The organism is Methanobrevibacter sp. (genome assembly GCF_017410345.1).
Classification (GTDB): Archaea; Methanobacteriota; Methanobacteria; order Methanobacteriales; family Methanobacteriaceae; genus Methanobrevibacter.
This window is the reverse complement of the sequence record NZ_JAFQQZ010000028.1, coordinates 86,620-99,712: the sequence shown is the minus strand read 5'-3', so window position 1 is coordinate 99,712 and position 13,093 is coordinate 86,620. Positions and strand designations below refer to the sequence as shown.

Annotated in this window: 13 protein-coding genes and 2 rRNA genes; 11 read left to right on the top strand and 4 right to left on the bottom strand. The window is 35.6% G+C overall.

Annotation, left to right across the window (positions count from 1 at the left end):
- Positions 1–308 (top strand): 23S ribosomal RNA (locus IJE13_RS03955); the annotation flags it as partial.
- Positions 309–474: 166 nt separating this feature from the next.
- Positions 475–596, top strand: a 5S ribosomal RNA gene (gene rrf, locus IJE13_RS03950).
- Positions 597–1,030: 434 nt separating this feature from the next.
- Here rrf and IJE13_RS03945 read toward each other — a convergent pair.
- The 4 genes from IJE13_RS03945 to IJE13_RS03930 all read right to left on the bottom strand — a co-directional run bounded on the left by IJE13_RS03945 (position 1,031) and on the right by IJE13_RS03930 (position 3,592).
- On the bottom strand, positions 1,031–1,867 hold the full coding sequence (locus IJE13_RS03945; protein ID WP_292777338.1) for an ATP-binding cassette domain-containing protein: 837 nt from the start codon (positions 1,865–1,867) through the stop codon (positions 1,031–1,033).
- 1 nt (position 1,868) lies between these two features.
- Positions 1,869–2,564 carry a cobalt ECF transporter T component CbiQ gene (gene cbiQ / locus IJE13_RS03940; protein ID WP_292777336.1) on the bottom strand — a complete coding sequence of 232 codons (696 nt, stop codon included), beginning with the start codon at positions 2,562–2,564 and terminating at the stop codon, positions 1,869–1,871.
- A gap of 64 nt (positions 2,565–2,628) precedes the next feature.
- Positions 2,629–2,916: an energy-coupling factor ABC transporter substrate-binding protein gene (locus tag IJE13_RS03935; protein ID WP_292777334.1), complete on the bottom strand. Its 288-nt coding sequence runs from the start codon at positions 2,914–2,916 to the stop codon at positions 2,629–2,631.
- 10 nt (positions 2,917–2,926) lie between these two features.
- Entirely contained in the window at positions 2,927–3,592 is a 666-nt protein-coding gene (locus tag IJE13_RS03930) for an energy-coupling factor ABC transporter permease (protein WP_292777332.1), read from the bottom strand.
- A gap of 559 nt (positions 3,593–4,151) precedes the next feature.
- Here IJE13_RS03930 and cobI point away from each other — a divergent pair.
- The 9 genes from cobI to IJE13_RS03885 all read left to right on the top strand — a co-directional run bounded on the left by cobI (position 4,152) and on the right by IJE13_RS03885 (position 12,889).
- Positions 4,152–4,838, top strand: coding sequence for a precorrin-2 C(20)-methyltransferase (cobI, locus tag IJE13_RS03925; RefSeq protein WP_292777330.1), 687 nt, complete (start codon positions 4,152–4,154; stop codon positions 4,836–4,838).
- A gap of 53 nt (positions 4,839–4,891) precedes the next feature.
- A complete protein-coding gene (gene cbiD / locus IJE13_RS03920) occupies positions 4,892–6,034 on the top strand; it encodes a cobalt-precorrin-5B (C(1))-methyltransferase CbiD (protein ID WP_292777327.1) in 1,143 nt (380 codons plus the stop codon).
- Between the two features lie 127 nt (positions 6,035–6,161).
- A complete protein-coding gene (gene cobM, locus IJE13_RS03915; protein ID WP_292777325.1) occupies positions 6,162–6,917 on the top strand; it encodes a precorrin-4 C(11)-methyltransferase in 756 nt (251 codons plus the stop codon).
- A 58-nt stretch (positions 6,918–6,975) separates the two neighbouring features.
- Positions 6,976–7,995, top strand: a complete 1,020-nt coding sequence (locus IJE13_RS03910) for a cobalt-precorrin 5A hydrolase (protein ID WP_292777323.1) — start codon at positions 6,976–6,978, stop codon at positions 7,993–7,995.
- Between the two features lie 53 nt (positions 7,996–8,048).
- Positions 8,049–8,780: a precorrin-3B C(17)-methyltransferase gene (gene cobJ, locus IJE13_RS03905; protein WP_292777321.1), complete on the top strand. Its 732-nt coding sequence runs from the start codon at positions 8,049–8,051 to the stop codon at positions 8,778–8,780.
- A 106-nt stretch (positions 8,781–8,886) separates the two neighbouring features.
- Entirely contained in the window at positions 8,887–9,639 is a 753-nt protein-coding gene (cobK, locus tag IJE13_RS03900) for a precorrin-6A reductase (protein WP_292777319.1), read from the top strand.
- Positions 9,636–10,826, top strand: a complete 1,191-nt coding sequence (gene cbiE, locus IJE13_RS03895; protein ID WP_292777317.1) for a precorrin-6y C5,15-methyltransferase (decarboxylating) subunit CbiE — start codon at positions 9,636–9,638, stop codon at positions 10,824–10,826. The genes cobK and cbiE overlap by 4 nt, the downstream gene beginning before the upstream one ends.
- Positions 10,819–12,171: a cobyrinate a,c-diamide synthase gene (locus IJE13_RS03890; RefSeq protein WP_292777315.1), complete on the top strand. Its 1,353-nt coding sequence runs from the start codon at positions 10,819–10,821 to the stop codon at positions 12,169–12,171. The genes cbiE and IJE13_RS03890 overlap by 8 nt, the downstream gene beginning before the upstream one ends.
- A 79-nt stretch (positions 12,172–12,250) precedes the next feature.
- Complete coding sequence (locus IJE13_RS03885) at positions 12,251–12,889, top strand: precorrin-8X methylmutase (protein ID WP_292777313.1); 639 nt, start codon at positions 12,251–12,253, stop codon at positions 12,887–12,889.
- Positions 12,890–13,093: the final 204 nt, after the last annotated feature.

Sequence of the window (13,093 nt, the reverse complement as noted above, 5' to 3'; positions counted from 1 at the left end):
TAGACCGTCGTGAGACAGGTTGGTTGCTATCTAATAGAAGTGTTTTGTTGCTTGAGCGGAAGGTGGTTCCAGTACGAGAGGAACGAGCCGTCGGTGTCTCTGGTCTACCAGTTGTCTGATAAGGCATTGCTGGGCAGCTACGCACTGGACGATAAAGGCTGAAAGCATCTAAGCCTGAGGTGTCCCCTGAAAATAGATTGCTTAGGACGCGAGTAGAAGACTCGTTTGATGGGGTAGGGATGTGAGCTTCGAGGTTTTTTTCCGAGTTGTTTAGTCCGCTGCTTCCAATTGTTCGCTTGCTTTATTTTCTTTTTATTCTCAAGGAAATTAATGTATTGTTTGAATTCCTAGTGTTCGTAATGGATGATTAGGATTCGGTTTGGTGTATTCAGTTTGGGTGAAAATGTACGTTTAATTAAAGATCATTGATTTTATGAGTCAAATTATGTCTTGATTCTATCATTATCATATAGGTTTGGCGGTCATAGCGATGGGGTTACACCTGGTCTCGTTTCGATCCCAGAAGTTAAGTCTTTTCGCGTTTTGTTTGTGTACTATGGGTTTCGGTCTATGGGAATTTCATTTAGCTGCCAGCCTTTTTTATCGACCAATATTTAGTTTTATTAACTACGAACTATTTTTATTAATATTATTTATTTTCCTTTTTGAAAGTTTTTTTTAAGCATCTAATTTTTAAAATTAACTACTTTTGTATTTTTTGCTAAAGTGATGTAGATAACATTCTTTCAATTATTATAATTTTTATTATCATTCAATTTAATTAATGAAGTGATTAATTAAAGTATATCTTTTCATTATTTCTTATATTTTAATCAATTCTTATTATATTTTACATAGGAGGAATTTGAAGCGTAAATTTTTAATAAAAATTTAATGTAAAAATAGTTGACTTTTTTAAAAAGTATTATCTCCAATCAAAAAAAGTAATACTTAGTCTATTAAAGTTATGATGAATTTTATGATTTAAAAAAAAATAGGATTTTTAACTTATTTCAAATTCAATAAGTAATTAATTGTTGTTTCTTAAGATTTCTAAGAACTTTTCTTTTGCTTCATCAATGGTTAAAGGATAATCTCCTTTCATATCAAAACCTTCTTCTTCAAGGTCTTGGAAAAGTTCAGTAACGATTGGCACTTCCAAATTAGCTTTGTCAAGAATTTCAGGTTGTGCAAAGATCTCTTTGGGAGTTCCTTCTGCAATGAGTAATCCATCAACCAATACAAAAACTCTTTGTGCATAGTTAGGAACCAAATTAACTTCGTGAGTTGAAATGATGATTGTAATTCCTTCGTCGTTAAGTTCCTTCAATAATCTGCTTAAATCTGTTACACCTTGTGGGTCAAGACCTGCAGTAGGTTCATCCAATACCATGATTTTTGGTTTCATTGCAAGAATTCCTGCAATTGCAACCCGTTTCTTTTGACCTCCACTTAAATGGTGAGGTGCCTTCTTCTCATAGCCGCTCATTCCAACACGAGCCAAAGCTTCAGTCACCCTTCTTTGAACTTCTTCCATAGGCAAGCCTAAGTTCAAAGGACCGAATGCCACATCCTCTTCAACGGTAGGTGCAAAGATTTGATCATCTGGGTTCTGGAAAACAATTCCCACTTTCTGTCTGAATTTAAGCAAGGATTTCTTGTCGTATTTCAATTCCTCTCCTTCGATGAACACTTGACCTTCATCAGGTTCAAAGATACCGTTCAAATGAAGGAACAAGGTAGATTTTCCAGCACCATTCTTACCTAAAAGAGCGACCATTTCGCCTTCTTCAACTTTTAAGCTGACTCCTTTAAGTGCTTGATAATCTTTATTATAAGAATATTTGATATTTTTTACTTCTAACATTTTATTCCTCCATCTTTGGTGGTATATAAACTGGAAGTTCTCCAGTGTATCCTCTTGAATCTAAACTGTGTTGTAATGTTTCACTTTTATCTAAGGACCTTAAAAATATGTTGCTTATAAGTGAACCTAAGCATTCCAATGAATTCCGATAGGAATTATAACCCATTCTTGTTTTTTGTGCCTTTTGCATTGTGTCAATTTCATTTAGGAATATGAATATTGTATTATACATTAAAAGTCCGATTTCAATAAGAATCTTAGGCACTTTGAGGGTTTCCAAGCAATGGAAAACTTTTGCAATAGGGGTTGTAAGTGCAAGGAAACCTAAAATAGGGAAACATCCTAAAACTCTAAAGAATGTGTAGAGACCATAATGCCATGAGTCATCAGTGACTACAATGCCGAAAATTCCAGTTTCATAAATAACATTTCCGATACCAAAGAAGAATATTAAGAAGAGACATGTTATTATAAGAAATGCCATAGGAATTGTTAGGAATTTTAAATATGATCTTAAACTGATTTTTGCTATCCCTAATATTATAATGGAAAACAGAATGAATATAAATACATCAAAGTATAAGTTATCTAACGCCAAAGTAACAATTAATAATATTATTGTCAAAAACAATTTAAAATAAGGATTTGTTTCAGTCAATTCATTGTTGTGTGCAATGTAATCCATATCAAATTTCATAAAATCACTAAATGTCACTAATATGTTCTAAAAATTTAAAAAAAGAAAAAGTGATAAAGAAGATTTATTCTTCTTTACCTTGTCCTCTCCAGTAACCGAAGAAGTAACCAATGATGATTGCTCCTATAGCTGCTTGAAGAGCGAATAATAAACTTTCGATTTCACCACTAGGTGGCTCCCAAATTGAAGAGAACCATGGTTCGTAATTTGTTGCTTCAATTTGTTCACTAGCTGCATCGTCAGATCCACCGAAGTATCCTTCATCTTCACCGAGACCACTGTACATGATGAGTGGTGCGATGAATAATAAAATACAAACGACTGCTAAAATAATTAATGTTGATCTTTCCATATTAATCACCTTATGCTTCATTAGGAGCTAATGCGCCTAATTTGTCTAACAATTTTGGTTTGTAAGCTTTTAATCTGTCCCAAATGATTACGGTTAAGAGACCTTCACCAATAGCTAATGGTACTTGGGTAACTGCAAAGATAGTTAAGAATGCAGTTAATGCTGCTCCAAAGGTTGGTGCAGGGAATGCGAAAGCTAATTGGAATGAAGTAGCTACGTAAGTTAATAAGTCACCTAAGAATGCTGCAAAGAAGATTGCAATGGTTGATGAAATATTAGCTTTAGTTAAACCTTTGTATACTAACCAAGCAACGAATGGGCCTACAATACCCATTGAGAAAATGTTTGCACCTAAAGTGGTTAATCCACCGTGAGCAAGTAATAATGCTTGGAAAATAAGTACAATAGTTGCGAGTACAGCGGTTACAGCAGGACCGAATAATGCTGCACCTAATCCGTTACCACAAGGGTGAGAACAACTTCCAGTAACAGATGGTAATTTCAAAGATGATAAGATGAACATGAATGCTCCGCTTACAGCAAGTAAAGCTTTGGATTCAGGGGTTTCATCTACAATTTTTTTGATTTGATAGATACCAAATGCAACAATGGCGAATGATATGATGAACCATATGATACACCAGGTCAATGGTAAATATCCTTCCATAATATGCATAACTTTTTTCCTCCAAATTAATATCAAAAATTTTTGATATAAAATTCTTAAAAATCAACTTAAATTAATATTTTTTAAAATTAAATTGATTGTTACTATATATATAAATTATTATATATAAATGTTTATCATTTCTTAATCGAGTTAACCTAAATTTTAAGCACTTTTTAAAGAATATTGGAATTAAATATGCTCAAATCCGACTTTTATTGTTTTTGGGATTTTTGTAAAATTCAGTTAAATCTTATTAAATTTTTTCAATTATATTTTATGAGCATATTTATATATTCTTGTTAACATATTTTTTAAATAGATGATTAAGTTATAAAATTTCATTAAGAAATTTGAAGACTATAATCAATTTAAATTTTAATTAATGCGATTAAATTAAGTGTTACTTATATATTTATAAAATATCATTATTAAGTTTATTTGATATTTTTAAAAATTAATTTAATAAATTGGAATAATTTTTCTAAAAATTTCATTTATAATATGATATGTCAAGTAATTTTTAGTGAATTTTCAGTGCATTGAAAAGAGAAAAAAGGGTATTAAAATGGAGAAAGGAACATTATACGGAGTAAGCATAGGGCCAGGAGATCCTGAGCTGATCACTGTAAAGGCAATGAATATCATATCCAAGTCCAAGTATATTGCCACTCCCCATACAGGAACCGGAGATTCATTGGCAATGAATATCGTATCTCAAGCAGTAGATTTATCTGACAAGGAGATAATGCTATTGGAATTTCCAATGACAAAGGATAAGGACATCTTGACTAAAAGTCATAATGAGGCTGCAGATGCAATAGCTAAGGTTCTTGATAGCGGTGAAGATGTTGCAATGTTGAATTTAGGGGATGTGACAATCTATTCAACATTTGCCTACACTATGGACAAATTATTGGAAAAGGATTACAATGTTGAAGTGATTCCTGGAGTCACAAGCTTCTGTGCCTCCGCTTCCCAGTTGAAGATAGGCTTGACAACAATGAATGAGCCTTTGCATATCATTCCGGCAACCGGAATAGATATGAAGGAAGCTTTAGAGATGCCTGGATCAAAGGTTTTCATGAAGATAGGTAAGTCAATGCCTAAACTTATTGAAACATTGAAGGAATTGAATATTGAAGACAATGTTTATGCGGTTGAAAACTGCGGTCTGGAAAATCAGAAGGTTTATAACAGTTTAGATGAATTTGATGGTAAAATGGGCTATTTCACCATTGTTGTTGTAAAATAGTTTTAAAAATTTATATTAATTTAATAATTTTAAATCTTGATTGAGGATTTAATATGGCAGAAAAGAGATTGGTGAATCAAAAGTTGTTGCGTTGTGGCTATACAACAGGAACATGTGCCGCAGCAGCGTCAAAGGCAGCTGCAGCAATGCTGTTCAAGCAGGAATCAATGGATTCTGTGGCAATCACAACACCTAATCAGACAGACCTTGTCATAGATGTTTTAAGTCCCCAATTCAATGATACTGCAGCAAGCTGTTCCATTGAAAAGGATAGCGGTGACGATCCCGATATCACCAATGGCACATTGGTGTCCTCTAAGGTCACACTGATTCCAGATTCTACTGAGATTATTATTGAAGGTGGAAAAGGGGTTGGCAGGGTAACCAAAGGTGGTCTCGACCAGCCTGTAGGGGAGGCTGCAATCAATTCGGTTCCCCGTAAGATGATTAGGGATTCATTGTATGAGTTGGCTAAGGAAAACGATTACAATGGTGGTTTTCATGTTCTGATTTCAGTACCGAAAGGTGAGGAATTGGCAAAGAAAACATTCAATCCCGAACTGGGAATCGTTGGCGGAATTTCCATATTGGGAACCACAGGTATTGTGGAGCCTATGAGCTCTAAAGCCTTGGCTGATTCCCTTAAGGTGGAAATAAGCGTCATTGCTGCAGAGAGCAATGAGAACATACTTATCTTCTTAGGCAATTTCGGTAAGAAATTCACTGAAGAGGAATTGGAATTGTCTACAAAGCCTGGAATAATGTGCAGTAATCTCATTGATGTTGCATTGGACAGTTCTGTGGAATATGGATTTAAAAAGATCCTTTTGATTGGACATATTGGAAAGCTTGTGAAATTGGGCATTGGAATGTTCAACACTCACTCACGTAATGGTGACGGAAGGATAGAAACATTATTGTCCTGTGCTTTGGAAGCAGGTGCTGATTTGGATACATTAAATGGGATTCAAAAATGCGTCACTACAAATGCGGTATTGGATATATTGTATGAAAATGACTTATTGGATAAGACCATGGAAATTCTAAATGGAAGAATACAACATAATATCGATAGAAGAATACCTGATGAGATTGAAGTAGGATTCATATGCTTTGCAAATACCGGGGAATATGCCGGTGTTCTATTTGAGAGCGAAAATGCAAAAGAGCTTATGAAATTATGGGAAAAGAAATAAAAAAATAATTAATAAAAAATAATTAAAAATAATCAAAATCATTAAAATTAACTATAATTAAATAGAATTAACTAAATTATACTAATGGATTTCTTTAATTAACTTAAAATTTATGGAGGAAAAAATTATGATTCATTTTGTTGGAGCAGGAAGTGGAGCTGTTGACTTAATAACCGTAAGAGGGGCAGAACTCTTGAAGGAAGCGGATGTTATAATCTATGCAGGTTCATTGGTCAATCCTGACTTGTTAAATTATGCTAAAGAGTCTTGTGAAATTTATGACAGTGCTAAAATGACTTTGGATGAAGTATTGGAAGTCATGTTTGAGGCAGAAAATGAAAATAAGATGACAGTACGTCTGCATACTGGAGACTCCAGTATTTATGGAGCTATCCGTGAACAGATGGACCGTTTAGATGAGGAAGGAATTTCCTACGATGTTTGTCCTGGTGTTTCAAGCTTCTGTGGAGCTGCAGCATCCCTCAAGGCAGAATATACCTTACCTGATGTAAGCCAAAGTGTCATCATCACACGTATGGCAGGAAGGACTCCAGTTCCTGAAAAGGAAAGCATTGCATCATTTGCAGCACATGGAGCTACAATGGTCATTTTCCTAAGTACAGGGCTCCTTAAGGACTTATCCAAAGAGCTTGTAAAAGGGGATTACACTGAAGACACCCCTGCGGCAATCGTTTATAAGGCAACTTGGCCTGACGAAAAAATAATGAGATGTACTGTCGGAACATTATATGAAACTGCGCAGGAAAACAATGTTACAAAAACCGCTTTGATTATTGTTGGAGATGTTTTAGACAGTGAATACTCACTTTCACGTCTTTATGCAGATGATTTTTCAACAGAGTTCAGACAAGCTAAGAAATAATATTTTTTGAGTTCAAGATTAAAAAAAGTTTTTTTTTCCTTGAATTGTGGGGTTAAGAATGAAAGTATCAATCATTGCATTTACAGATAATGGCATGGAGATAGCCTATACATTATCAAATTCATTGTCTGAGGATAATGATATAAGCTTCACCAGATGTGGTAAAGGTGAACTGTCTGTTTGGACAGAGGAACATTTTTCAGATAGTGATGCTCTTATATTCATAGGTGCGATAGGAATAGCATTAAGGGCAATTGCCCCTTACATTAGGACTAAAACAAAGGATCCTGCTGTTGTCGTTGTAGATGAATTAGGACAATTTTCCATACCTGTCCTATCTGGGCATATTGGAGGAGCCAATGAATTGGCACTTCAAATGGCAGACATATTAGATGCAATTCCAGTCATTACAACTGCAACCGATATAAACAACGTATTTGCAATTGATACTTGGGCAAAAAGCCAAGGATTGCAGATTTTAAATCCGCAGTGCATCAAACTGGTTTCATCTAAATTGCTAAAGGGAGAGGCCATTCATATAAAATCAGATTATCCTATTCAAGGAAATGTGCCAAATAATGTCCAGATTAATGATTTGGGAGATTCAAATAATGATTATGATGTCATAATAAGCCATAAAAATTTTGAAAATGATGATAAGGATGTCTTATTATTAGTCCCAAAAATAATCACAGTTGGAATTGGATGTAGAAAGGATATAAATTTTGAAAATATTGAAAAATCCATTTTAAATATATTGAAAAAGGAAAATTATCATATCCTATCTTTAAATGCCATTGCAAGCATTGATAAGAAGGCTAATGAAAAGGGAATATTGGAATTTGCAAAGAAATACGATTTGCCATTCAATACTTATAGTGCGGAAGAGCTGAACAGTCTTGAAGGAGATTTCACAAAGTCAGAATTTGTAAAAAGTGTTGTGGAAGTGGATAATGTCTGTGAACGTTCCGCAGTCATGGAAAGCAATGGAAGCTTGATTAGAAGAAAGGACACTTGTGATGGTGCCGGAGTGACCGTTGCTTTAGCGATGAATGATCCCATTATCTCATGGGAATAAATTAGAATAATGATTATAATAATTATTTAGGTGTCTATTGGAGGAATAAATTTATGAAATGTGTGTCTGTTGTTGGTATCGGGCCTGGAAATGAGTTATACCTTAGCATTGCAGCTAAGGAAACTCTTGAGGATTCAGATTTGATTGTTGGCTATAAGAAATATGTGGAACTTGTTGAAGAGTATCTGCCTGAAAAGGAGTATCTCTACACTGGAATGACAAAGGAAGTTGACCGTTGCAGGATGGCATTGGAAAAGGCTTCAGAAGGCAATATGGTTTCTGTTGTCTGCAGTGGAGATGCCGGAGTCTACGGTATGGCAGGATTGGTTTATGAATTGTCTATCGACTATCCTGATGTTGAAATTGATATTGTTCCGGGCATAAGCGCTGTATTGAGCGGTTCTGCAGTTTTAGGTGCTCCAATAGGACATGATTTTGCAGTGATCAGCTTATCAGACCTCTTAACTCCATGGGAATTGATTGAAAAGCGATTGGCATTGGCTGGAGAAGGAGATTTCTGCATTTGCCTTTACAATCCTTCAAGCCACAAAAGGAAGGATTATCTTAAAAAGGCATGTGAAATATTATTGAAATACAAAGATGAAGACACCATCTGCGGATATGTGAGAAACATTGGCAGAGAAGGTGAGGAGTATCATATCACAAACCTTTTAGAGCTTAGAGATACTGAAGTAGACATGTTCACTACTGTTTTCATTGGAAATGCCAATACTATGGTCATTGATGATAAGATGGTAACACCTAGAGGCTATAAAGGCGTATAATTATAAATGATATGAATCATTATATTATATTAATTAATAAAGTTTCAAAATTACAAGTTTAACTTTCTAAATTATGAATTAAAGTTCTCAAATCAGAGGTGTGAATATGCACAAAATTGTTTTGTTTGGAGGAACAACTGAGGGACGTCTTTTAACTGAATTCCTGTCCCAAAATAAGGTTCCATCCATTGTATGTGTTGCGACTGAATATGGGGAGAAAGTCTTGGAATACGAACCTCCTGTCATAGTTCAGCCTAAAAGATTGAAACCTGGCCCTATGAGAAAACTATTTGAAGATGAGCAAACCGAGTTTGTCTTTGATGCGACACATCCTTATGCAACCGAAATAAGCAAGCACATCAAGGAAGCTTGTGATGAGATGGGCATCGAATACATTCGAGTATTGAGGGAATCCATTGAGATTGAAGGTGCCGTTAAAGTTTCCAGCATGGACGAGTTGATTGATTATCTAAACCAAACAGAAGGATTGATATTCTCATCTATGGGTGCTAAGGAAGCTGAAGCCCTAACTGATGTAAAGAATTTCCAGGAAAGGGTTTATTTGCGTATGTTGCCTTCACCTGAAGGAATGGGGCATTGCCTTGATTTGGGATATCCTATGAAAAACCTTTGCGGAATGCAGGGGCCTTTCTCTAAGGAATTTAATATGGCTCAATTTAAGGAAGTCGGTGCAGACATACTTGTCACAAAGGAATCAGGCAATGTTGGAGGATTTTTGGAAAAGACAGATGCCGCTAAGGAGTGTGGCATGGAAGTGGTTGTCTTATCCAGATTGGTTAAGGAAGAAGGGATTAGCGTAGAGGAAGCTAAGGACACTATTAGGAGCAAGTGCTTATGAAGGAAATCAATATTATTGGAATGGGAATGAGTGAAAGGACACTTACTGCTGAAGCTTTAAGACTCATTCAGGATGCGGATATATTAATAGGCGCTAAAAGATTGATCAATGAGTTCGCTCACTTAAATAAACCTAGTTTTAATGCTTATTTATCTGATGACATATTGAAAATAATTGAAGAGACAGATGCAGAAAAAATTGCTATCCTGGTATCTGGAGATGTTGGATTTTACAGTGCAGCAGAAAAATTGACAGATACTTTAAAGGAATATGATCCTAGTCTAATCACTGGAATCTCTTCTGTTTCCTATTTCTTTGCAAAATGCAGTCTTCCTTGGAAGGATGCAAACTTGATAAGCTGTCATGGGCTTGATACAAATATAGTCTCTTCAGTTAGAAGAAATGAATACACATTTGCCTTAACTGGCAAGAACATTCCAGAATTACAAAAGGAACTGGTCAAATATGGATTTGGAGATTTGAAGGTCTGGGTTGGCGAAAACCTGGGATCTGAAGAGGAATCCATTCAAGAAAGCACCATAAATGAATTGGGCGGAAGGCAGTTCAGTTCCCTGACTGTCTTGATTATTAAAAATCCTGATTTTGATTCAAGAATCAGAACAGGCATTCCCGATGAGGAATTCATTAGAGGAAAAGTCCCAATGACAAAGTCAGAGGTGCGTGCTGTCTGCTTATCAAAATTATCAATAAAACCTGATGACATAGCATATGACATTGGCTGTGGAACAGGTTCTGTAACAATCGAAATGGCATTTGCAGCTTATGAAGGAAAGGTTTATGCCTTCGATAAGAATGAAGAGGCAATTGCTTTATTAAATCAAAACTGTGAAAAGTTCCATTTGGATAATGTAGAAGCAATCTGTGGTTTGGCGCCTGACTGCTTAAAAGATTTACCTGTTCCAGATGTGGCTTTCATTGGAGGAAGCTCTGGAAACATGGATGAAATTGCAAGTTATCTCTATGGCATAAATGATAGGATGAGATTTGTCATTACTGCAGTGACTCTTGAAAATGCCATGGCTGGATTGGAATCATTGAAGAATATTGGAATAAGCGGGGACATTGTTCAGGTTGCCGTTTCAAAAGGCAGGCAAATTGCTGACTTGCATATGTTGATAGCTCAAAACCCTATATTCATTATTAGCGGATGTGGTGCTGATGAATAGGATACTGATTTCTGGAACCAACAGTAACTGTGGAAAGACAACAATTACTATGGCATTGCTTGCAGCATTTAAAAATAGGGGCTTGGAGATTGCTTCATTCAAATCAGGTCCTGATTATATCGATCCTATGTTCCATCGTAAGGTCTTTGATGTGGAAACCCATAATTTGGATCCTTACTTTTCAACAGAAGAGATGCTATGCGACCAGTTCATCAGAAACTGCGGAAAGGATTTAAGCATAATTGAAGGGGCTATGGGATACTATGATGGAATTGGCGTAGAAGGAAAGGCAAGCGCTTGGGAAGTTGCCAAATCCATTAAGGCTCCGGTGGTACTCATAATTGATGCTAAGGGAATGAGCAATTCTGCAGCAGCGATTATTACAGGATTCAAGGAATTCAAAAAAGACAGTATGGTTGAAGGAGTCATATTCAATAATATTTCCCCAATGTTATATCCGCTTTTAAGGGATATTGTGGAAAATGCAGGTGTTAAGGCTTATGGATTCCTGCCAAGGGAAGAGAAGTATTCTGTAGGAAGCAGAAACTTAGGACTCATCACTGCTGATGAAATCGAGGACATTAAGGAGAAGATAAACGGTCTTAGGGAATTGGCGGAAAAATACATAGATTTGGATGGATTGTATGAATTGGCACAGTCCGCTCCGGTGCTTGAAGCAAGTGATGATTATAAGGAATTGATTGAAAGTTCACAATCTAATGATGGTGAACCTAAGCCTCGCATTGCGGTTTCCCGTGACAATGCTTTCTGTTTCATGTATAAGGAAAACATTGAGATATTGGAGGATTTGGGATGTGAAGTTGTCTATTTCAGTCCATTGGAAGATGAAGGGCTTCCAGAAGATATCTCTGGATTATACTTATGCGGAGGCTATCCTGAATTGTATCCTGATGAATTGTCCAACAATAAAAAGATGTGTCAGGCAATCAAGGACATAATAAGCAAGGGAATTCCTACAATAGCCGAATGTGGAGGTTTCATGTATTTGCATGATTCCATTGAGAATGTTCCTATGGTCGGATTCATAAAAGGAAACTGCATTAAAACAGATAAACTGCAACGTTTCGGATATATTGAAATCACTGCCCTTGAAGATAACCTATTATGTGACAAAGGAGAAAGCATTAGAGTGCATGAATTCCATTATTATGACAGTGAAAACTGTGGAGAATCATTTATGGCTAAAAAGGCATCAAATGGCATAGAATATCTTTGCTGTCATGGCTCAGACAGTCTTTATGCTGGTTTCCCACATATCTATCTTCCTGCAAATCCGAATTTTGCAAAGTCATTTGTGGAACATGCCAAAAAGTGGAAGGGTTAAATTAAATTGTTTTTAGATTAATTGTTTTGATAATCTGTTTATATTTACCAAATTATATCAATTGTAATGAAGTGATAGTATGAAAATTGAGTTAGAACAAGTTGAGCCTGCTGAAATTGAAAGCAGAAGTATGGAAATCATTGAATCTGAACTTCCTCATGAAATTGATCCTAAATTGGCGCCAATCATCAAAAGGGCGGTTCACACAGCTGCCGATTTTGATTATGTGGATAACTTATGCTTTAGCGAAGGTGTTGTGGACAAGGCGTTGGAAGCAATCAGGAATGGTGCTTGCATTGTAACCGACACTCAAATGGCAAAGGCAGGAATCAACAAGAATGAACTTAAGAAGCATGGCGGGGAAGTCTTCTGCTTCATGAGTGATGATGACGTTAGGGAAATGGCTAAGAAGAACCATTCAACCCGTGCAAGGGCATCTATGGATAAGGCAGCAAGCTTGGACAAGCCTTTGATCTTTGCAATCGGAAATGCACCAACCGCATTGATTAGATTGTATGAATTGATTCAGGAAGGAAAACTCAAACCGGAACTTATCATAGGAGTTCCTGTCGGTTTTGTAAATGTTGTCCAATCAAAGGAATTGATCATGCAATGTGACGTTCCATATATCGTTGCTCGTGGACGTAAAGGCGGAAGCAATGTTGCAGCAGCTATTTCAAATGCATTGCTGTACATCTTAAGAGATCAGGATAAATAGTTTTTTATTCCTTTTACTTTTTAATTTTTTTATTTCATGTATTTTCATGTTTTTTCATGAACAACTTTTTTCTCTTTTTTTCTTATTTTATTTTATTAATTCACTTCCTTTTATCAATATTTTTAAATATTTCTTCAAATAAAGTATAATTTAGTATTATTAAATTTTTCTTTAAAAAACTATAATTTAATAAAATTTTTATTT